Origin of the sequence: Limnoglobus roseus, assembly GCF_008254045.1 — a bacterium.
Classification (GTDB): Bacteria; Planctomycetota; Planctomycetia; order Gemmatales; family Gemmataceae; genus Limnoglobus; species Limnoglobus roseus.
On the sequence record NZ_CP042425.1, the window covers coordinates 2,740,909 to 2,760,627 of the forward strand.

At 66.5% G+C, this 19,719-nt stretch carries 20 protein-coding genes; 14 read left to right on the forward strand and 6 right to left on the reverse strand.

Annotation, left to right across the window (positions count from 1 at the left end; translation table 11 throughout):
• The first annotated feature begins 10 nt into the window (after positions 1-10).
• The 3 genes from PX52LOC_RS11425 to PX52LOC_RS11435 all read left to right on the forward strand — a co-directional run bounded on the left by PX52LOC_RS11425 (position 11) and on the right by PX52LOC_RS11435 (position 3,045).
• Positions 11-1,132: a LacI family DNA-binding transcriptional regulator gene (locus PX52LOC_RS11425; protein WP_149110221.1), complete on the forward strand. Its 1,122-nt coding sequence runs from the start codon at positions 11-13 to the stop codon at positions 1,130-1,132.
• Positions 1,133-1,227: 95 nt separating this feature from the next.
• Positions 1,228-2,373, forward strand: a complete 1,146-nt coding sequence (locus tag PX52LOC_RS11430; protein ID WP_149110222.1) for a TIGR03364 family FAD-dependent oxidoreductase — start codon at positions 1,228-1,230, stop codon at positions 2,371-2,373.
• Positions 2,374-2,397: 24 nt separating this feature from the next.
• Complete coding sequence (locus PX52LOC_RS11435) at positions 2,398-3,045, forward strand: SCO family protein (protein ID WP_149110223.1); 648 nt, start codon at positions 2,398-2,400, stop codon at positions 3,043-3,045.
• Positions 3,046-3,127: 82 nt separating this feature from the next.
• On the opposite strand, the gene PX52LOC_RS11440 is transcribed toward PX52LOC_RS11435, so the two are convergent.
• Positions 3,128-3,907: an LOG family protein gene (locus PX52LOC_RS11440; protein WP_149110224.1), complete on the reverse strand. Its 780-nt coding sequence runs from the start codon at positions 3,905-3,907 to the stop codon at positions 3,128-3,130.
• A gap of 112 nt (positions 3,908-4,019) precedes the next feature.
• Positions 4,020-4,844, reverse strand: a complete 825-nt coding sequence (locus PX52LOC_RS11445; RefSeq protein ID WP_149110225.1) for a sugar phosphate isomerase/epimerase family protein — start codon at positions 4,842-4,844, stop codon at positions 4,020-4,022.
• A gap of 105 nt (positions 4,845-4,949) precedes the next feature.
• Here PX52LOC_RS11445 and hemF point away from each other — a divergent pair, with 105 nt between their 5' ends.
• From hemF to PX52LOC_RS41935, 3 genes are all read left to right on the forward strand, one after another.
• Entirely contained in the window at positions 4,950-5,867 is a 918-nt protein-coding gene (gene hemF, locus PX52LOC_RS11450; protein WP_246173696.1) for an oxygen-dependent coproporphyrinogen oxidase, read from the forward strand.
• A 212-nt stretch (positions 5,868-6,079) separates the two neighbouring features.
• Positions 6,080-6,583 (forward strand): hypothetical protein, encoded by a 504-nt coding sequence (locus PX52LOC_RS11455; RefSeq protein ID WP_149110227.1) that lies wholly within the window; start codon positions 6,080-6,082, stop codon positions 6,581-6,583.
• An 85-nt stretch (positions 6,584-6,668) separates the two neighbouring features.
• On the forward strand, positions 6,669-7,586 hold the full coding sequence (locus tag PX52LOC_RS41935; RefSeq protein WP_168218921.1) for a DUF1559 domain-containing protein: 918 nt from the start codon (positions 6,669-6,671) through the stop codon (positions 7,584-7,586).
• Positions 7,587-7,589: 3 nt separating this feature from the next.
• On the opposite strand, the gene PX52LOC_RS11465 is transcribed toward PX52LOC_RS41935, so the two are convergent.
• Both PX52LOC_RS11465 and PX52LOC_RS11470 read right to left on the reverse strand, forming a co-directional pair.
• Entirely contained in the window at positions 7,590-8,303 is a 714-nt protein-coding gene (locus PX52LOC_RS11465; protein ID WP_218575333.1) for a MerR family transcriptional regulator, read from the reverse strand.
• Between the two features lie 79 nt (positions 8,304-8,382).
• The gene (locus PX52LOC_RS11470) at positions 8,383-9,315 is read right to left on the reverse strand and encodes a WD40 repeat domain-containing protein (RefSeq protein ID WP_149110230.1); all 933 of its coding nucleotides are present in this window, start codon (positions 9,313-9,315) and stop codon (positions 8,383-8,385) included.
• 266 nt (positions 9,316-9,581) lie between these two features.
• Between PX52LOC_RS11470 and PX52LOC_RS11475 the strand changes: the two genes are divergently transcribed.
• The 6 genes from PX52LOC_RS11475 to PX52LOC_RS11500 all read left to right on the forward strand — a co-directional run bounded on the left by PX52LOC_RS11475 (position 9,582) and on the right by PX52LOC_RS11500 (position 15,740).
• Positions 9,582-10,823, forward strand: coding sequence for a response regulator (locus PX52LOC_RS11475; RefSeq protein WP_149110231.1), 1,242 nt, complete (start codon positions 9,582-9,584; stop codon positions 10,821-10,823).
• Between the two features lie 17 nt (positions 10,824-10,840).
• Complete coding sequence (locus PX52LOC_RS11480) at positions 10,841-11,485, forward strand: hypothetical protein (protein WP_149110232.1); 645 nt, start codon at positions 10,841-10,843, stop codon at positions 11,483-11,485.
• A 108-nt stretch (positions 11,486-11,593) separates the two neighbouring features.
• Positions 11,594-11,959, forward strand: a complete 366-nt coding sequence (locus PX52LOC_RS11485) for a response regulator transcription factor (RefSeq protein ID WP_149110233.1) — start codon at positions 11,594-11,596, stop codon at positions 11,957-11,959.
• Between the two features lie 19 nt (positions 11,960-11,978).
• A complete protein-coding gene (locus PX52LOC_RS11490; protein ID WP_149110234.1) occupies positions 11,979-14,096 on the forward strand; it encodes a chemotaxis protein CheW in 2,118 nt (705 codons plus the stop codon).
• A 185-nt stretch (positions 14,097-14,281) separates the two neighbouring features.
• Entirely contained in the window at positions 14,282-15,346 is a 1,065-nt protein-coding gene (locus PX52LOC_RS11495; protein ID WP_315853315.1) for a DUF1559 domain-containing protein, read from the forward strand.
• Positions 15,336-15,740: a hypothetical protein gene (locus PX52LOC_RS11500; protein ID WP_149110236.1), complete on the forward strand. Its 405-nt coding sequence runs from the start codon at positions 15,336-15,338 to the stop codon at positions 15,738-15,740. The genes PX52LOC_RS11495 and PX52LOC_RS11500 overlap by 11 nt, the downstream gene beginning before the upstream one ends.
• A 145-nt stretch (positions 15,741-15,885) precedes the next feature.
• Here PX52LOC_RS11500 and PX52LOC_RS11505 read toward each other — a convergent pair whose 3' ends face one another.
• A complete protein-coding gene (locus tag PX52LOC_RS11505; RefSeq protein WP_149110237.1) occupies positions 15,886-16,863 on the reverse strand; it encodes an ABC transporter permease subunit in 978 nt (325 codons plus the stop codon).
• 4 nt (positions 16,864-16,867) lie between these two features.
• A complete protein-coding gene (locus PX52LOC_RS11510) occupies positions 16,868-17,734 on the reverse strand; it encodes an ABC transporter ATP-binding protein (protein ID WP_149110238.1) in 867 nt (288 codons plus the stop codon).
• Positions 17,735-17,811: 77 nt separating this feature from the next.
• Between PX52LOC_RS11510 and PX52LOC_RS11515 the strand changes: the two genes are divergently transcribed.
• Positions 17,812-18,969: an acetyl-CoA C-acyltransferase gene (locus PX52LOC_RS11515; protein ID WP_149110239.1), complete on the forward strand. Its 1,158-nt coding sequence runs from the start codon at positions 17,812-17,814 to the stop codon at positions 18,967-18,969.
• A 38-nt stretch (positions 18,970-19,007) separates the two neighbouring features.
• A complete protein-coding gene (locus tag PX52LOC_RS11520) occupies positions 19,008-19,694 on the forward strand; it encodes a DUF4058 domain-containing protein (RefSeq protein WP_149110240.1) in 687 nt (228 codons plus the stop codon).
• Positions 19,695-19,719: the final 25 nt, after the last annotated feature.

The window sequence follows — 19,719 nt, forward strand, 5'->3', positions numbered from 1 at the left end:
GGGCCGCGTCATGAACCGCAAGGTCGTCACGCCCAAGTACCAGAGTGTCGCCGACGCCCTCGAATCGGCCATTCGCGACGGCGAATGGAACGGTGAGAAGATGCCGAGCGTACGCGACGTGGCCACGCGGCACCACGTTTCGATCGTCACTGCGTCGCGGGCGATCCAAGTCATCCGCGACAAGGGCCTCATTCACATCGTCGAGCGGGCGGGGGCGTTCCGAATGCCCGCCCCGGCGGCGGACAAGTTCGCCGTGCTGCTCCGCGTGACCCCGAGCGCGATTGCCGGCGAGGTGGCCGCGTCGGTCCGCATCGGCTTCGAACTGCTCGCCCGCCGGATTCCGATGCACCTGCCGAACGAGGTGTTCCAACTCTCCCCCGGTCTGACCGTCGAAGACGCGACCGTGGCGGCTCAGGCCGCCCTCGCGAGCGGCGTCCACGGCGTCTTCCTGTTGCCGTCGCGGACCAGTGCCGCCGAAACCGAGGTGGAAGAAACCTTCCTCGACGGGTGCCGCGCCGCCGGGCTGCCGGTGGTGTTGCTCGAACGAAACCTGCGCGATCGCGAGGACCTGCGGCACGACCTCGTTGCCCTCGACGACATCGCGGCAGCCAAGGCCGTGACGCGGCACCTGATCGGCCTGGGGCGGAAGCGCATCGGCATGGCCGTCGCCTCGCCGACGAGCAGTCACCGCAACCGGCTGACCGGCTACCTCTTCGCCCTCCAGGACGCGCGCAGGAACCCGGGCGATTACCCCGATCACGTGCTGAACATGCCGGAAGAGTACCCGACGCCGCGAGCCGGCGAGTACCTTCTGAACGAAATCAAGGCCCGCAACCTCGACGCGATCATCTGCTACCACGACTACATCGCGCTCGGCGTCATGGTCGAACTGCTCCGCCACGGCCACCGCGTGCCGGAGGACGTGGCCATCGTCGGCTTCGAGAACCTGCCGGCCGCGTCGCTCACCGCACCGGGGCTGACGACGTGCGAGTACCCCGCTGAGCAGTTGGCCGAGCAAGCCGTGCGGCTCATGAACGACCGGCGGAAAGTTCCCGACCGGCCGCCGGTGAAAGTCGTCGTGCCGAGCCGCCTGATCGTCCGCGGCACCACCGACCCGACCGTCGCGCTGTAATGCCCTCTCCCTTCGAACCGAACGGTCCCCTCGCCACCGTGTCGTACGGGACGCGGCCGGGCGTCCGCACCAATTCCCCACGCGGGTGAGTGAGCATGGAACGTCGAGTCGATGTGGTCGTCGTCGGGGGCGGCATCGTCGGGCTGGCGTTCGCCTGGGAGGCGGTCCGGCGGGGGAAGTCGGTCGCGGTGCTGGAACGGTCGCCGAAGGCGGTCGGGGCTTCGGTCCGCAATTTCGGCATGGTCTGGCCCATCGGCCAACCGGCCGGGAAGCTCCGCCAACTCGCCCTCCGCAGCCGGGAGCGGTGGCTGGAACTGCGGGACGCCGCCGGCGTCTGGGTTCACGAGTGCGGCGCGCTGCACCTGACCCACGCGGCGGACGAGTGGACCGTCTTGCAAGAGTTCGCCGCCGGGGCGGGCCAGTCCTGCGAACTCCTCTCGCCGTCCGACACGACGCAACTCTACCCGGCCGTCAACGGCGACGGGCTGTACGGCTCGCTCGCCAGCCACCACGAGTTGTGCGTCGAGCCGCGGCAGGCCGTCGACCAACTCGCCTTCTGGCTGGCCACGCACCACAACGTCGAGGTGCTGTTCGGCACGGCCGTTACCGCCGTCGAGATGCCCCGCGTGCGGACGGCGGCGGGCGACGGGTGGACCGCCGACCGCGTGTTCGTCTGCTCCGGGGCGGACTTCGAAACGCTCTTCCCGACGGAGTTCGCCGCCACGCCGTTGCGCCGGTGCAAGCTCCAGATGTTGCGAACGGCCCCGCAACCGGCGGGCTGGCGGATCGGCCCGCACATCGCCGGCGGCCTGACGCTCGCGCACTACGCCGCCTTCGCGGCGTGCCCGACGTTGCCCGCGCTGAAGAAGCGGTTGGCCGACGAGTACCCGGAACACGTCCGGTACGGAATTCACGTGATGGCGTCGCAGAACCAAGCGGGCGAGGTCGTCATCGGCGATTCGCACGAGTACGACGACGCCATCACGCCGTTCGACAACAATCGCATCGACGAGTTGATTCTGACGTACCTCCGCAAACTCCTCCGGCTGCCGAATCCGCGGATCGACAGCCGGTGGCACGGCGTGTACGCGAAGCACCCGACGCAGGCGCTTTTCATGATGCAACCGCAGCCGGGGTGCCACGTCGTCGCCAGTCCCGGCGGGGCCGGCATGACGCTGTCGTTCGGGTTCGCGGAAGACTGGTGGGACTCTGCTGCGGCGGGGGCTATGATGACGGAGTGATTCCTCCCGCCGACGGACCCCGCCGTGCCGAAACTTCGCTTGATATTGATCGTCCTCCTCTCCCTGTCCGCCAGCGTGGGCGGGGCGTTCCTCGCGCAGTCGTTGCGGTCGAAGAAGCCGACACCGCCTGCCGATGACACGGAGCTGCCCACCGTGCCCGCGTTCCACCTGACGGAGCGCAGCGGCAAGTCGGTGACGAACGCCGACCTGACGGGCAAGGTGTGGATCGCGTCGTTCGTCTTCACGCGGTGCAGCGGCACCTGCCCGGCCGTGGCCGCAACGCTCGCGCGACTGCAAGCGGAGTTGGCCGACGTGCCCGACGTGCGACTGGTGACGTTCACCATCGACCCGGACCGTGACACGCCGGAAGAGTTGAAGAAGTACGCCGAGCGGTACAGGGCCGACCCGAATCGGTGGCTGTTCCTGACGGGGCCGGAGAAGGAGATTCACGCGCTGGCGAACGAGGGCTTCATGATGCTGGCGAAGAAGCGGCCCGACGGCAAGCCCGGCGACGAGTTCGACCATTCCACGTTCATCGTGCTCGTGGACAAGGCCGGCCGGATTCACGGCCACTTCGACGGCATCCCACCGCAGCGGAGCACCGATACGGAAGCCTACGAGGCGAGCGTGAAGCGATTGAAGGACCGAGTGCGGGAATTGGCGAAGGATTAAATGGCGAGCGGCCCGGCGTAAGCGGGCCGTGTCGCGACGCTCGCTCAGACGCGGCCCGTTTACGCCGGGCCACTCGCCGGATTCACTCCCCGAAGAACCACCGCTTCTTCATCTTGGGCGGCGGGCCGTACTTGAGGCCGAACTTCTTCATCACCGTCTCGGTGATGCCGTTGACGACCTGCACCGGGTCGTCGCTGACCGTCAACTTGCTCAGGTCCATCGGGTCGATGGTGGCCCGCTCGACGAACAACTTCAACTGCTCGATGCCGGGGGCGAAGAAGTCGGTGCCCATCAGCGCCACCGGGAAGTCTTGCAGCTTGCCGGTCTGAATGAGCGTGAGCACCTCGAACAGTTCGTCCATCGTGCCGAACCCGCCGGGCAGGACGATGAAGGCGTAGCTGTACTTGATGAGCATCAGCTTGCGGATGAAGAAGTACTCGAAGTCGATCCACTGGTCGACGTAGGGGTTCGGCTTCTGCTCCTTCGGCAAGAGAATGTTGCAACCGATCGACCGCGCGCCGGGCACGTCCTTCGCGCCGCGGTTGGCCGCCTCCATGATGCCGGGGCCGCCGCCGGTCATAACCGTGAACCCGGACTTCGCGAGCAGCTTCCCGACCTCGCGGGCGAGCTTGTAGTAGCGGTGGTTCTCGTCGAACCGGGCCGAGCCGAACACTGTCACGCACGACCCGACGAAGTGCAGTTTGCGGAACCCGTAGATCATCTCCCAGAAGATCTTGAACGCCCGGCCGAGTTCGAACGATCGGTTCTGCGGGCCTTGCAGGAACTTGGTCACTTCCGGGGCGACTTCGTTCGCGTCCTTGCCCCAGCGGATGAGTTGGGAGTCGGTGAGTTTATCGCTCATTGGGGAGAGGTTCCAAATCAGAGGTCAGAGGTCAGAGGTCAGAGGTCAGAGGTCAGTGAAAACGGGGCCGGTGTAATCCTGACCTCTGATCTCTGACTTCTGACCTCTGCGTTTAGGCACGGGGTATACCCGCCTCGCGCATCAGTCTGTCGGTTGCGGTGTAGGCTTCCGTCACCCACTCGCCGATCTTGTCGGGTTCCGGCGAGTACTCCAACTCGATGCTGATCGCGCCCCCGATGCCGAGGTCGCGAATCTCGCGGAGGTACGGCCCGAAGTCCACCACGCCCCGACCGGGCGGCAGGTCGCCGTGGACCTTGCCGTCGCAGTCGGAGATGTGAACGTGGATCGCCTTGTCCTTCAACTTCCGCAACTCTTCCGGCCGCACGCCGGCCAGGAGGAGGTGCGAAATGTCGATGTTGGCCCGCACGGCGGGGTGGGTTACCGCGTCGAGGAAGCGCACCATGCTATTCACGTCGTTCAGCAGCGACAACTTGAACGGCTCCAGTTCGAGTGCAATCTGCACGCCAAGGTCGGCCGCGTAATCGCCCAGAACCTTCAGGTGCGCGACGGCCGTGTTCCATTGTTCGGCCGGCGGGATCACCTGGCGTTCCCAGATGTATTCGCCCAGCACCAGCAGGAGATTTCTCGCCTGCAACTCGAACGCGAAATCGAGGTACGCCTTGCACCGGGAAACGTGGAACCGCTGCACCGCCGGGTTGAAGTCGATCAACCCGACGGCGACGCACGCCACGCTGACGACCGGCAACTGGACACGTTCGCACTCGGTGCGGATGAGCCGGCGTTCCCTCGCGTCGATGTCGAGCGGGTCGGCGAAGATGTCGATACTATCGAAGCCGATCTCCTTCGTTTTGCGAATGCCGTGAGCCGTGCCGCGGCCGGCTTGCACCCACGCGGAGTTGATGAGGCCGAGTTGCATGGGAGAGTCTCGGAGGGAGGGATTACGGTCCCGTCCGTTTTACGGATGGCGGCGGCGGTGAGATCGCTAGGAAAAGAGACGAACAATTTGCTCGGAGAACTCACCGTGTCGACACTGGACTCGCTTCGCCTCCGCGTCGTGGACTACTTCCGTGGGTTGCAAGACCGCATCACCGCCGGGCTGCAAGCCGCCGACGGCGGGGCGTTCCGCGAAGACGCCTGGGACCGCGAAGGCGGCGGCGGCGGCCGGTCGCGCGTGCTGGAAAACGGCGGCGTCTTCGAGAAGGCCGGCGTGAACTTCTCAGAAGTCTTCGGCGAGATGGACCCGCAGTTCGCGCAGCAACTCCCCGGCGAGGGGACGCGGTTCATCGCGACCGGCGTGTCGTTAGTGCTGCATCCGCGCAGCCCGCTGATTCCGACAGTCCACGCGAACTTCCGCTTCCTGCACAAGGGCACGGCCGCGTGGTTCGGCGGCGGCGGCGACTTGACGCCGTACTACCCGGTGCGCGAGGACGTGGTCCACTTCCACCGCACCTGGAAGGCCGTCTGCGACCGGCACCCCGGCGTGGCCGACCATGCGAAGATGAAGCACGACTGCGACGAATACTTCTTCCTCAAACACCGCAACGAACCCCGCGGCGTCGGCGGCATCTTCTTCGACTACCTCGGCGCGAAGGGCGGCGACCTTGAAGCGATCTTCGCCTTCGTGCGGGACGCCGCGGACGCATTCCTCGAAAGTTACGTGCCGATCGTCGAACGGCGGAAGGCGCTGCCGTGGACGCCGGAACAGCGTGCGTTTCAAGAGTACCGCCGCGGCCGGTACGTCGAGTTCAACCTCGTCTACGACCGCGGCACCATCTTCGGGCTGAAGACCAACGGCCGCATCGAGAGCATTCTGATGAGTCTGCCGCCGGTGGTACGGTACGTCTACGACTACCACCCGCCAAAGGGATCGCTGGAAGCGCAATTGACCGACTACTGGCTGAAGCCGCACGACTGGGCGGCCGACGACGCGGGCCGTTAGAGGTTTTTCCGATTGCCGCCGGATTCTCCGAGGAAGGGAGCGATCCGTGCCATTGCGCCGGACGCGAGGGGATTTCCTCTTGTCCGAATTGCGGAATTTGGGTTGTGGACCGCGCGTGCACGAGTTAGTTTGTATATCCAATCAGCAGTCGATTCCACTCTCTCCGTTCGTGACATCGGGCGGGCAGGTTCCGTCTCACTCAGGAGGTTCTCATGGTGAAGTTTTTCGCGGCCGTGGCCGTAGCCGCCCTGGCCGGCTCGACAGCGTTCGCTGGCGGGACGGCGATCAGCAACTTTCAGAAGGCCTTCGAAATCGCGGCCAAAGACCCGCCACCGGCCCAGTTGATCAACTCCCGCATGGAGACCAAGAGTAACGGGACGCAGGTGTTCGGGTTCTACTTCTACGACACGAAAACCAAGAAGATTTTCGAGCGGGAGGTGAGCCTGGATACCAATCGCGTCGTGAAGGACACCACCAAGAAGGACGACGACAAAGAGCAAGAGAAGGTGAGCAAGGACATGCTCGATCTGTTGGAGAAGAAGGCGACCGGGAAGTCGAAGCTGCCGGAAGGCCGCCTGATGGAAATCGCCGCCAAGTTGCTGAAGGACACGACCATTGAAGAAATGAAATACGAGAAGATCGGTGACGACCTCGTCATGACCTTCGGTGACGTGCAAATCAACGCCGAGACGGGTAAGGTTATCCCGAAGAAGTAAGCCGCCGGCCAATCCCGCGGTCCAAGGAGGGGTGGTCTCGGGCCACCCCTTTTCGTTTCCGCCCCTCACCCCTCGGAGCCCGGTCGTGTTTCGTTCGCCGCGCCGGTCCGCGTTCACGCTGATCGAACTGCTCGTCGTCATCGCCATCTTCGCGATCTTGATGGGGCTGCTCTTGGCCGCGGTGCAAAGGGTCCGCGAGGCCGCCAGCCGGGCGGCGTGCCAGAACAAGATGCGGCAACTCGGGATCGCCCTCCACCACTACCACGACGACCAGAGAAAGTTCCCGCAGGCCTACAACGAGTACTGGAACTTCAACGAACCGGGCGAACAGCCGGACCCGCCGGACCCGCGGCCGCGGAAGAGTTGGGCCACGCTCATCCTGCCGTACATCGAGCTTCAGAACCTCGAGGGCCAGGGAATCCTGACCGGACAGCAGCAGATCATCGAACTGTTCATGTGCAACTCGGACCCCCGCCGGTCGCTCGCCTCCACGGACGGGTACTACAAGTACCTCGGCCCGAAGTTCGGCCTCACGTCGTACCTGGCGGTGGAAGGGAGCGCGTACACCATCGGGCCGTCGAACACGAACATGAACCTCGACTTCGGCGGGCCGAAGGACGGCGTCATTTACCGCAGTTCGGACACCCGGCTGACGGACATTACCGACGGGACGAGCAACACGGTGATGGTCGGCGAGCGGCCGCCGTCGCCGGACCCGGACCTCGACTGGGGGTGGTGGGGGTGGTCGGCCTACGACTCGGCCCTCGCGGTGACGGAGGACCGGTCGCTTGTGAAAGCCGGCTGCCCGAAGGACAACTTCTACAAGCCGGGGTTGTTGTTCAACCCGTGCGACGTGCACCACTTCTGGAGCCTGCACGCCGGCGGCGGCCAGTGGCTGTTCGCCGACGGGTCGGTGCAATTCCTGCGGTACTCGGCCGCGTCGGTGCTGCCCGCCCTGTCCACGCGGGCCGGGAACGAAAACGCGAGTTGGGCGAACCATTAACGGTCACTCACCCGTCCGTGCCCTTTGGACGTACTCCATCATCGGCCGCATCTTGCCCATGTCCATCCCGGCGACGGTCGGCTCGCTCTCATACATCTTCTTCAACGACGCCTGAAGGTTGGGGTCGCCGCCGGTGAACTCGCTCACCAGGCCGTCCCACTTCTGCGCTAACGCCTGCACGGCCGGGTCGGTCGGCGGCGTGCCCTTGTCCATCTCGGCCTGCACGGCCGCCATCAGCCGCGGCCACTCGGCTTCGACCTCCTTGATGCGGTCGATGTTGGCCGAGTACCGCTCCTGCATGTTGGCCAGTTGTTCCGGGGTGTAGTACTTGTCGATCATGGTCAACGCCTCAATGGTTTGAAGGAACTGTTCGGCCGAGACGATCTCGGCCCGGTCGAGGAGCCGCGACAAGCCTTCCAGTTGCACTCGCAGCCGGTCGGCCGTGGCGATCTGCTCGCGGAGTTGTTGCAGCCGCAATTCGATCACCGCCCGTGGCGAATAATCGTCGCGCGTCAGGTACTCGCCGACCTGCTCCAGCGTCAGGCCGAGTTGCCGTAGCACGAGAATCTGTTGCAGTTTCGCCAGATCGGCGTCGGTGTAGAGCCGGTGGCCGGCCCCGGTCGAGCCGGACGGCACGAGCAAACCGATGTCGTGGTAGTGGTGCAGCGTCCGCACCGTCACCCCGCTCCGGCGGGCCAGTTCGCCAACTTTCCACATGGCAGACTCCTCGAACAGAGCCAGCATACGCCCTCACGTTACGGGAGGTTCAAGGGGGAAAGTGGCGGAATTTGTTAGACTACTCGATGTCGCAGATGATGAGGCCGCTCGCCCCGCCGACCGCGTAAGTCAGACCGTCCGGGGCGAACGCGATCGCGTCCACGTCGCCCAGGCCGAAGTCGAACGCGCTTCGCAGGGTGAAATCGGGGAGTTGATAAAGCTCCACCGCCCCCGGCCGCCCGCCGACCAAGAGCGTTCGCCCGTCCGGCGAGACGGCGAGGGATTTGATGTGCGGAATGCCCGTCCGGACCGCTCGCAGTCGAGCTTCCTTGTCCGTGTTGGCGACGTAGAGGAAGCGGTTGGCCGCCGCGACCACGGTCGAACTGTCGGGAACGAAGGTGACGGCCGCGGCCCAATCGACCGGGAACTTGTAGCCGCGCTTCTCCGGTCGTTCGGGGCCGTCGAACACGCTTACGGCCCCGCGCTGCGTCAGGGCCAGCGTTGCCCCCGCCGGCGCGAACCCGACCGCGTAGGTCGACCGCGGGGGGAAGGCGTCCGTCGTGAACGGCTTTTGCCGCCTCCACCAACGGCCGCCGGCCCCGTTCGGGTGATTGCCGCCGCCGAGCTTTCGACGGGCGGCGGCCAGGTACAGCCCGTCGGCCGAGAACGACAAAGACCAGATCGAACCGGCACCCCGGAACGCACGGGCTTGCTCCTGTTCCACGGTCCAGTCGTACTCCCCGTCCGATCGGCCGTTCAGCAGATCCCAGAGGGGGATGGTGTTGGTCCGAGATCGCGTGTCGGTCGCCCGACCGGCGTAGGCCAGTGTTCCGCCGTCCGGCGACACCGCGACGGCGTACACGACCCGCTGGGCCTTCAGCACCTCCAGCGGTCGGCCGGAGGCCGCGTCCCAGATGCGCACCGTGCGGTCTTCGCCCGCCGACACGAGCTTGCCGTCCGGGGCAAAGGCCACGGCTCGCACGCCCTTCGTATGGCCGGGGATGGGTCGCACGGGAGTTCTCCGTCAATGTTCGAGGAATCCTACCACCCGTCGGCCGGCGACGCCAACCGCGGCCCGGCAAACCTTCCTGACTGGGCAAACTATTCAGGCGGCGGTGCAGATTGTTCCCCAGGCGTTCGCGATCGGACGGGAAACCGCCTCTTGATTCGGGCCGAAATTTGACAACCCTGGCGGTCCGTCGCAGAGTCCCATGATCCGATATTTGTGCGGGGACAAGTCATCCCCGGTCTGCACCGACGGAATCGAGACGCCCCGACATGGCACCAGTCGAAACCGTTTCCCTGCTCCGAGATGGCATCGCAGCCGCGCGAGCAGGGGACAAAGCCCGGACCCGGACGTTGCTACGGCAGGTCACGGAGTTGGAGCCGAACAACGAACTCGCGTGGCTCTGGCTGGCGAACACCGCCGAAGACCCGCGCGAATCGCTGGCGTGCCTCCGCCGCGTGATGGAAGTGAACCCCGGCAACGAGTACGCGGCCGCCGGCCTGCCGGACGCGCTGTGCCGGGCCGGCGTCGTCGCGGCGAAGGCGAACGAGCGGATGCAGGCGAAGATTTGGTTCGCCGAGGCGACCGATCTCGCCCCGCGGAACGAAACCGCGTGGCTGTGGCGGGCCGGCCTCGCGGACACGGCCGAGGAAGGCGTCGAACTCTTGCAGTTCGTCCTCGCGATCAACCCGGCCAACGAACGGGCCAAGCAGGGCCTCGCCCACTACCAGGCGCAGATGGCCCCACGGTTCGCGTGCCCGCTGTGCGACTTCCAGGGCGAGCCGGGGAAGAACCCGCACGCCTGCCCGCGGTGCCGGTCGGTCGTCAGCATCGAGAACCCGGCCGCGTTCGACGCGCCGACCGGGGCCGACCGCCGCATGCTGGAAACAGCCGCCCACAAGATTTACGCCGACCTCCAGGCCGACCCGAGTTCGATGAACGCCTACAAGCTCGGCCTGTCGTACCTGAACCTCGGGTACATCGACGAGGGGATCAAGGCGCTGCAAACGGCGATCAAGGCCCGCCCGGCCGACGCCGCGTGGCGGAACCAGGTGAACCGCTTTGTCAAGCACCGCGAGGCGGTCCGCAAGACCGCCGACGAGGAGCGCCGGCGGCTCATCCCCGCTTCCAAGCCGACGATCATGATCGTGGATGACAGCCCGACGATTCGCAAACTCGTGTCGGTCACGCTCGGCACGGTCGGGTATCAGGTCGTCGAGGCGGCCGACGGGTACGAGGTGGCCGAGCGCATCCGCCAACAGGGCGCGCCGCAGTTGTTCCTGCTCGACATCAACATGCCGGGGCTGGACGGCTATCAGTTGTGCAAGATGCTCCGCCAGAACGCGGAAACGTCGAAGGTGCCGATCATCTTCCTGACGGGCAAGGACGGGTTCCTCAACAAGCTCCGCGGCCAGTGGGCGGGGGCGGTCGAGTACCTGACCAAGCCGTTCGACCCGCAGAAGCTGCTGGCCGCCGTCGGGAAGATCGTGCCGCTCCAGAAGGCCCCCGCGTAACCCGGCGAGACTCCGTCATGGCCCGCCCCGACGACGACGACGCCCGGCTCAGCCTGTTCGGCCCCGGGGCGGTTACGAAGTTGCCCGGGGCGCTCACGAGCAGCGACGCGGCGGACGAGAGGCCGGATTCGAAGACCGTCTGGGACGGCGACAGCGTGGACGACCCCGGCGACGTGGAGTTCGACCGCACCTGGAACGTGTTGCTGGTGCAGTTGCTCGGCCGCCTGGAGTTCGGCCGGTCGTCGCTGGAAAACCCGGCCCACCAGCGGAACCCGGGAGGCGCAGTGAAGATCGCCGCGGCGATGGTGAACGAAGTCGCGGACTTCATCGCGACGCACGTGGACCCGGTGAAGTACGCCCGCCCGATTGCCGATGCCCTGGCCGCGGCCGGGCGGTTCCTGACGACCGCACAGGTGGCCTCGGCCGCCCCGCCGAAGCGCAGCGGCTTCCTCGGCTTCTTCGCGAAGGCAGAGCCGACGAGCACGGTGCAAGAGTGCCAGTGGGTGCTGCGCGACCTGACGCTGGTGCTGGAAAAATACTTCGTCCTGCTCGGCAGTTGCTTCCGCAGTCAGACGCCCACCCTGGCGTGGATGGACACGAGCGGCGTGTTCGTCGGCGAACTGAAGCGGGCGCTGAGTTGGTTCGAGGCGATGCCGCAGTGAACGGCGAGCGGGGGGCGTTAGCCCCCTGATTCTCGCGAAACATTCAACCAGAATCAGGGGCTGACGCCGCCCGCTCGTCCCCAACGAGACACCCAGAGTACCCGTGCCATGCCGAAAGATACGATCCTCGTCGTCGATGATAGCCCGACCGAACAGCGGTTGGTCGCCGCCGCACTGAGCTTGCAAGGTTATCGCGTCATCACGGCCGCCGACGGCGAGGAGGCGATCGAGAAGGCCGCCAAGGAACTGCCGCGGCTCATCGTCCTCGACGTGGTGATGCCCAAGAAGAACGGCTTCCAGGTCTGCCGGCAACTGAAGACGACGGCCGCCACGCAGAACATCAAGGTGCTATTGCTGACGAGCAAGAGCCAGGATAGTGACAAGTTCTGGGGCATGAAGCAAGGGGCCGACGCCTACATGACGAAGCCGTTCACCGACGGCGACCTGGTCGCGAACATCACGAAGTTGATCTGACGACACCCGAGGTTGTGACATGACTGACGGCGATGATGCCACCGTCCCGCCGTTCCCGTTCGGCGACCTGCCGCCGCTGCCGGACGCGGTCGGCGAGGGGGACCAATTTCCCGCCGCCGCGGCCGACGAACTGCCGTCGTGGCTGGCGATGGGCGGTTTCCCGCTGCCGGACCTGACCCCCGCCCCCGACCCACTGCCGGAACCCCTGCCCGAGCCGCCGGTGTCGGTGGCGTCGATCCCGTACTGGCCGAACATGGGACTGGACGAATCGTCGGACGACGTGAACGCGGTGATGTTCCGGCCGCGCCGCCCGCGGGCCGACGACACCCTCTCCGACTCCCGGCCGGACGAAATCGAGTTCCCGGTCAACCCGTCTACCGTCGATCAAGTTTCCCCGACCGAGCGGATGCCGACCGACGCCCCGGAGCAACCCCGGCCGGTCGAGGACGATGACGACGACCTGCCGTTGCCGCCGCCGTTCAGCGCCCGGCTCAGCGAGTTCTCGCCGTTCATGCTGCCGAAGCCGGACCCGGAACCTCTGCCGCCGGAAGAATCGCCCGCGCTGACGCGCACGCCGCCGCCGGCCGCACAACTCGACATCCCGCCGGTGTCCGCGATCTGGCGGACCCGCCGTGTGTCCATCATGCCGCGGCTGGAAGACGAGGACACCGTGTCCGTGTTCCGCATTGTCGTCCGCGACGAGGCGGGCCGCGGCTACCCGAACTGCAAGGTCACGTTCCAACTCCCGGCCGGGCTGAAGCAGGTGCAGGCGAGCCGCAAACCGTCGGCGAAGCGCGGCACCCTGCACTGGCACCTCGGCCCGCTCGGCCCCGACGACGCCGTGCCGCTGTCGGTCAAACTACCGGTCGCGCTCATCGGCCCGGAACTGGCCGTCACGCCGCGGATCTTCGAAGTCGCGTATCAACCGCTCCCCGGCGCGCGACTCGTGGGCGAGTTGGCCTCGCCGAGCGTGGTTTCGGTCGATCAACCGTTCACGATCACCCTCCGGGTTTCCAACGTCGGCGAACTCCCGACGAGCGACGTGACGCTGCGCGTCCTCGACCGCTCGCACGGCGGGCCGCCGGTGCTCGTCGAAGCGCCGCCGATCGCACCGGGCGACGCGGTCACGCTGACGGCGGAACTCGAAGCGAAGGCCGCCGGCCGGCACGACTGGATCGCGACGGTCGAATCGTCCGGCAGCGAGTCGTCCGAGTCGATCTTCGCCACCGAGGCCGTCGGCACGAAGCTCGCCGTCGAGTTGAAGCACGAGTCAATGATGCGGGTGGACGACGAGCAAGAGGTCACGCTCGTTATCACCAACTCTTCGCCGATCCCGGTCCGCGGCGTGACCGCGATGCTGACGATGCCGGAGGAACTGACGTTCGCGTCGGCCCCCGGCGGCGAGTTCGACCGGGCACTGAACCTCATCGGCTGGCTCGTCGGTGACCTGGCCCCGAACGAGTCGCGGGCCGTCGCCGCTCGCCTCCGTGGTTTCGCCCCCGGCCTCGTCGCCATCCAGGCCCGCGCCGAGGCGATGACCGGCGCGGCCGTCGTGACCACGTCGAACCTCTTCGTGGAAGTCGATGCCCGCTCGACCAGTTCGACGCTCGACAAACTACTGGCCGCGATTCAGGACGCCATCCCCGACGACGACGAACCGGAAGTCGTCCGCGAGCGGGTGCCCGAAGTCGGTTCGCGGTACGTCGTGTTCGAACTGGGCCACACGCCGTACGCGGTGCGGATCGAAAACGTCCGCGAGGTGGTCCGCTCGACGAAGATCACGCCGGTCCCGGGCATGCCCGACTGGCTGCCCGGTGTGGCGAACGTCCGCGGTGACATCCTCTCGCTGGTCGACTTGCCGCGTTTCCTGAACGTGGACGACGGCGAGTCCCCCCGCCGCGGCGTGCTGGTGGCGCAGTCTGATGACGGCCAACTCGTGATCGGCCTGCTCGTGAACACGGTCGTCGGCATCCGTCGTCTACCCCCGTCGCGGCCGTTGGAACACGACCTCCTCGGCGACGGTTCGCTGGCGGAATACCTCGACGGCGTCGCAGAACTGAACGGCAAACTCGTTCCGATCCTGGACCTGAACGCACTGTTCACGTCGTCCGAGTTGAACGCCTTCCAAATGTCGTAATCGCTTCATCGCGAAGGCGACAGACACGCCCGCGGGGCGAGCAAGGGGTGAGAACACCACCCCTTGCTCGCCCCGCGGGCGTGTGCCTTTGACTCTCACACCAGAGAGTGAATAGTCTTGACGAACATTTTTAATTAGTCTAAACTAATATGCGTCATTCGTTGACACTTCGTCAGGAGGGATTCATGAAATTGCCGTCTCGCTCCGGGTTCACGCTCATCGAATTGCTCGTCGTCATCGCAATCATCGCCATTCTGATCGGCCTCCTCCTGCCGGCTGTGCAAAAGGTCCGCGAGGCAGCAGCACGGGCCAAGTGCACGAACAACCTCAAGCAGATCGGCCTCGCACTCCACGGCTACGAGGGCGTGAACGGCCGTTACCCCCCGGCCTACGTGACGACGGACACGAAACTCGACGGCACCGCCTTCGGCATCACCTACGGCGACGACTACCGCAACGGCCCGCCGGGGTGGGCGTGGGGCGTGTTCCTGCTGCCGCACCTGGAGCAAGAGAACCTCTACCGGCAGTTCGACCTGAAGCAGCCATGCTGGTCGCCGAGTTTCGCCACGGCGGTGACCACAAAGGTGTCCATGTTCCTCTGCCCCTCGGCCACCGGCGGGAGTGACGGATTCGACGTCGAGCGCGAGGGGGCCGACGTTCGGCACGGCACGCCGATGGCGCGGAGCGACGGCAGCCGCATCCGGTTCGCGCACTCGCACTACGTCACGAACGCGGGCATCCACCAGCCGTGGGGTCGCACCACCGCGTACTGCTACGACTACGACGTGGCGGAACCTGTGCCCGAGAACGGCGGCAAGCTCGCCCGCATTGACGGGCCGTTCTACCGGAACTCGCGGACGACGGTCGCGATGGTTTCCGACGGCTTGTCGAACACCATCTTCATCGGCGAACACAGTTCCTACCTGAGCAACAAGACGTGGGTCGGCGTGGTGCCGGGGGCGGTGACGCCGCCACGGCTCGACCTGCGGCCGTGGCCGAGCGAGAACAACGGGGCCGGGTGCCTCGTCGGCGTCCACAGCGGGCCGGACACGCACGACCACCCGGAAGTGATCATCCACGCCCCGAACGACCCGTTCGGCCACACCGACCAAATGTGGGGCGAGCACGGCGCCGGCTGCAACGTCCTCTTCGGCGACGGCTCGGTGCGGCTCGTCTCGACGTTCATCAATCCGAACACGTTCGTCGCGATCTCCACCCGCGACGGTGGGGAGGTGCCGGTTGGGAACTGAAGCTGAAGGGCGGCCGTCCGTCGAACGGTACGCCGTGTACGCCCTGGTCGGATTGGTTCTGACCGTGGGGCTGGCGGTTCTGTACTCGTACTGGACCCGGCCGCCGCAGATGGGCACGAGCGAGGACGCCTTCCACACCGTGGACGCGCTCTACACGGCCGTTCGCAGCCGCGATGAAGCCCGCTTGAACCAGTGTGAGCAGCGGTTGAAGGATCAGCGCCACGCGGGGAAGTTGCCGCCCGAAGCCGCCGATTCCCTCGACGCGATTATTCACAAGGCCCGCGGCGGCGCGTGGGAGACGGCGACGGCTCGCCTCTACGAGTTCATGCTGGCCCAGCGGCGTGAGGGCACGATCGAGGCGAAGCCGCCGCCGGCGAAGAAGTCGAAGCGGTAGGGGCGGTTTCCAACCGCACGGGAAGATTTCGGCTTGTAGCCGCAGGCTTTAGCCTGCGTGCGATTTCCTCCCGCGGGAAGCCTCCGGCCACACCCGAAGGCTCTCGGCTGGCGGGGCTCGCGCAGGCTACACGCCAACCGCCCGCTCACAGTGGGGCGGGTAAATCCCGCCGCGTGAACACTAACAGAGCCGAGGCGTAGCCGACCGCGCCGACGGCGGCCAGCACGCCGACCAGCGGCACGCCCGGCGAGCCGGGCCACACGTCCGACAGGTTCACGATCCAGTCTTCCTTCAGCCAGATGCGCTGCGGTTGGTAGTAGTAGTAGACGCTCAGCGGCCTGAGCGGGGCGGCAGCCTCCCAGAGTTGGCCGAGGACGTTCACGATGAACATGGCCATCACCACCACCACCGCGAACCCGATCGCCCGCCACCGGCTGCGGTTCAGCGACGAAATGGCCAGCGTCACGCCGCTGATCGCGAACATGAGGGCCGCGAGGTTCACGATCGCCCTCGGCTGACGGCTCACGTCCACGGGCAGTTCGGCCGGCCCCTTCGGCAGCGGCCGACCGCCGGGCAACTTCGGCATCTTGTCGAGGACGGAATAATCGACCGTGAACGGTCCCATCACTTCCAGCCCCGCCCGCGTGCCGCCCAACACGCTAACGCACAGGATCGGAATGACGATGGCGTCGGTGATGAGGTGCGCGAGGATGAGGCGGTTGCGCGGAATCGGCTGCGAGAGGAGCAGTTCCATCGTGCCGCGGTCGAGTTCGCCGGCGACCGCCCCGGCCGTGCGACCGATGGCCCACACGCCGGTCAGGATGAGGATCACGGGGTGGAGCAGTTCGACCGCCAAAAAGTCGTTTGGCCGCTCGAACTGAATGTCACTGCCGCCGAGGACCGACTGCGACACCTTCCCCGGCCCCTTGAAGACGACCTCCTCGAAGAGCTTCGGGTTGATCTGACTGACCATCGCGATGCCGTTGAAGAACGGCGCGATCTCCGTAGTCACCCGCTGCGCGACCTTCACCCACAGCATCGAGAAGCCGAAGATCTGGAGGGCCACGACCAGCAGCGGCCAGCGGACGTCGCGGAGGAACTTGCGGACGAGCGTGAATGTCATCGAGTCACACGTTCCCGTGGTACTTGTGGTAGATCGGGCCGAGGCCGAGCGGTTCGATCTTGAGATTCCCTAGCGGCTGCTTCGCCAGCCATTCCAACAGCGTCGGCAGCGGCCCGCGGTATTCCAGGTTGAGGCGACCGTCGGCGATTGACAGCGCGTTGCCATCCGGCCCGAGCGTCGGGGCGGGGCCGGTGAGGGCGGCCGTGACGTGCCGGCCGTCGCGGAGGTCGGCCATGCACTGTTCGTGGACGAGCAGCCCCTTCCGCAGAATCACCACGCGGTCGCAGACGGCTTCCACTTCTTGTAACACGTGCGACGAGAACAGCACCGCCTTGCCCGCCCGCTTCGCGAGGGCGAGTTGTTCGAGGAGTTCGTCCCGCATCGTCGGGTCGAGGGTGTTCGTCGGCTCGTCGAGGATGATGAGCGGCACCTTCGGCACCAGGATCGCCAACAGTGCGACCTTCCGCTTCATGCCGGAGGACATCTGCACGAGCGGCTTGTCCACGTCGATGTCGAGCCGCTTTGCGAGTTGATCGACTTCCTCGCCGGGGACTTCGCCGCGCAGTTTGCCGAGGAAGCGGACGAGTTGTCGGCCCGTCATGTTCTCGTAGAGCCGGAGTTCGCCCGGCAGGTAGGCGACGCGCTTGCGGACTTCCACCGACTGCGACCAGCAGTCGAACCCGGCGACGGTGGCCTTTCCCGCAGTCGGCCGCATGAACCCGAGGACCATGCGGAGAGCGGTCGACTTGCCGGACCCGTTCGGCCCGAGGAGGCCGACGACCTCGCCGGGGGCGATGGCCAGGTTCAGGCCGTCGAGTGCCCGGAACGGGCCGTAGTCTTTGGTGAGCGATTCCGTGGCGAGGAGCGGCATGGGGTTTGATTTACCGGGCGGACCCGCGACTGCGGAGGGGTAAAATAGCGTAGGCCCCTCCTCCCGGCGATTTTCCCATGACCACGTTCATCGTTTCCGCGGTCCGCACGCCGATCGGCAAGTTCCTCGGCGGCCTCGCGGAGTTCACCGCTCCGCAACTCGGTTCGTTCGCCGTTCGCGAAGCCCTGAAGCGAGCGAACCTGCCGCCGGAAGCGGTGGACGAGGTCATCATGGGCCATGTCGTGCAGGCCGGCTGCGGCCAGAACCCCGCCCGGCAAGCGGCTCTCGCGGCGGGGCTGCCGGACACGATCAACGCCCACACGACGAACATGGTTTGCGGCTCCGGGTTGAAGGCGGTGATGCTCGCCGATCAAGCCATCCGGTGCGGCGACGCGAGTATCATCGTGGCCGGCGGCATGGAGAGCATGAGTCGAGCACCATTCCTGCTGCCGAACGTCCGCGGCGGGTACAAGTACGGCGACCAGACGGCCGTCGACGCGCTCATCCGCGACGGCCTGTGGTGCCCCTTCGAGAAGTGGCCGATGGGCAACGCTGCCGAGCACACGGCGTCGCAGTGTGGCATCTCGCGAGCCGAGCAAGACCGCTTCGCCGCCCAGAGCCATCTGCGGGCGGCGGCCGCGTGGGCGAGCGGTGCGTTCACGGCCGAAGCGATGCCAGTTCAAGCGGCGAAGGCGACAATCAACCGCGACGAGGGCATCCGGCCCGATTCGACCGCGGAGGGTTTAGCGAAGCTGAAGCCCGCGTTCAAGCCCGACGGCACGGTGACGGCCGGCAACGCCTCGCAGCTCTCTGACGGGGCCGCCGCTGTGGTCGTCGCCAGCGAAGCGAGCGTGCGAAAGTACGGCTTGAAGCCGCTCGCGAAGATTCTCGCGTCGGCCACCAGCGGCGTCGCCCCGAAGGATATCTTCCTGGCCCCCGTGTCGGCAATTCGCAAACTGACGGCCGCCCTGCCGCTCGACCGCGTGGACCTTTTCGAGCTGAACGAAGCCTTCGCCTCGCAGATGCTCGGCTGCGCGCAAGAACTGAAGCTCGCCGAGGCGAAGGTGAACGTGAACGGCGGGGCGATCGCGCTCGGCCACCCCATCGGCGCGAGCGGTGCGCGTGTGCTGACGACGCTCGTCCACGCCCTGCACGCCCGCGGCCTTCGCTACGGCATCGCGTCGCTGTGCCTCGGCGGCGGGAATGCGGTCGCGGTGCTGGTGGAACGAGTGTGAGCGGTCTGCTATCGTGACACCATTCCTCGGAGCCGCCGATGTCTTTGCTCGACCACTTCCGCCCGCCGTTGAGCGAACGCCGACACTGGCACGCCTTCCACAACTCGTGGGCGACGTACCTGTCCTCGCAACTCAACGCGCGACTGCCGGAGGGATACTTCGCGGAAGCGAACGTGCAGTTCGGCATCGAGATCGACGTGGCGGCGTTCGCCGACGGCCCGCCGGTCGGCCCGGGGTGGGTTCCGCCGGCCCCGCGGGAGAGCGTACCGGTGACGATGGGCGGCCCGGTCGTCGAAATCGGCATCTTCAGTCGCAGCGGCGGACCGACGCTGGCCGGGGCGGTCGAACTGGTCAGCCCGGCGAACAAGGACCGGCCCGCAAGCCGCGAGGCGTTCGTCTCCAAGTGTGCGGCGTACCTTCAGGCGGGGATCGGGCTGGTAATCGTGGACGTGGTCACGGAACGTACCGCCGACCTGCACGGCGAACTCATGGCCCGTCTGGGTACGACTCCGCCGCCCGGTGCCAGCTTGTACGCGACCGCGTACCGCCCGGTGGACCGCGACGGCGCGGCCACACTCGATGTGTGGCATGAGGCGTTAACCGTCGGCCGGCCGATGCCAACACTCCCACTGTGGCTCCGCGGCGGACTGTGCCTGCCGGTCGAACTGCAAGCAACCTACGACCGCACCTGCTCCGAACAGCGGCTCACGCCGCCAGCGGCGTGAGCGCATTCTTTCTCACTGGAATTCA

What these genes read in the sequence shown, in the direction of transcription:
- PX52LOC_RS11425 (WP_149110221.1), top strand. Translation starts at nt 11, where the DNA reads ATGAACCGCAAGGTCGTCACGCCCAAGTACCAGAGTGTCGCCGACGCC.
- PX52LOC_RS11430 (WP_149110222.1), top strand. Translation starts at nt 1,228, where the DNA reads ATGGAACGTCGAGTCGATGTGGTCGTCGTCGGGGGCGGCATCGTCGGG.
- PX52LOC_RS11440 (WP_149110224.1), bottom strand. Translation starts at nt 3,907, where the DNA reads ATGAGCGATAAACTCACCGACTCCCAACTCATCCGCTGGGGCAAGGAC.
- PX52LOC_RS11445 (WP_149110225.1), bottom strand. Translation starts at nt 4,844, where the DNA reads ATGCAACTCGGCCTCATCAACTCCGCGTGGGTGCAAGCCGGCCGCGGC.
- PX52LOC_RS11455 (WP_149110227.1), top strand. Translation starts at nt 6,080, where the DNA reads ATGGTGAAGTTTTTCGCGGCCGTGGCCGTAGCCGCCCTGGCCGGCTCG.
- PX52LOC_RS11465 (WP_218575333.1), bottom strand. Translation starts at nt 8,303, where the DNA reads ATGTGGAAAGTTGGCGAACTGGCCCGCCGGAGCGGGGTGACGGTGCGG.
- PX52LOC_RS11475 (WP_149110231.1), top strand. Translation starts at nt 9,582, where the DNA reads ATGGCACCAGTCGAAACCGTTTCCCTGCTCCGAGATGGCATCGCAGCC.
- PX52LOC_RS11480 (WP_149110232.1), top strand. Translation starts at nt 10,841, where the DNA reads ATGGCCCGCCCCGACGACGACGACGCCCGGCTCAGCCTGTTCGGCCCC.
- PX52LOC_RS11485 (WP_149110233.1), top strand. Translation starts at nt 11,594, where the DNA reads ATGCCGAAAGATACGATCCTCGTCGTCGATGATAGCCCGACCGAACAG.
- PX52LOC_RS11490 (WP_149110234.1), top strand. Translation starts at nt 11,979, where the DNA reads ATGACTGACGGCGATGATGCCACCGTCCCGCCGTTCCCGTTCGGCGAC.
- PX52LOC_RS11495 (WP_315853315.1), top strand. Translation starts at nt 14,282, where the DNA reads ATGAAATTGCCGTCTCGCTCCGGGTTCACGCTCATCGAATTGCTCGTC.
- PX52LOC_RS11505 (WP_149110237.1), bottom strand. Translation starts at nt 16,863, where the DNA reads ATGACATTCACGCTCGTCCGCAAGTTCCTCCGCGACGTCCGCTGGCCG.
- PX52LOC_RS11510 (WP_149110238.1), bottom strand. Translation starts at nt 17,734, where the DNA reads ATGCCGCTCCTCGCCACGGAATCGCTCACCAAAGACTACGGCCCGTTC.
- PX52LOC_RS11515 (WP_149110239.1), top strand. Translation starts at nt 17,812, where the DNA reads ATGACCACGTTCATCGTTTCCGCGGTCCGCACGCCGATCGGCAAGTTC.
- PX52LOC_RS11520 (WP_149110240.1), top strand. Translation starts at nt 19,008, where the DNA reads ATGTCTTTGCTCGACCACTTCCGCCCGCCGTTGAGCGAACGCCGACAC.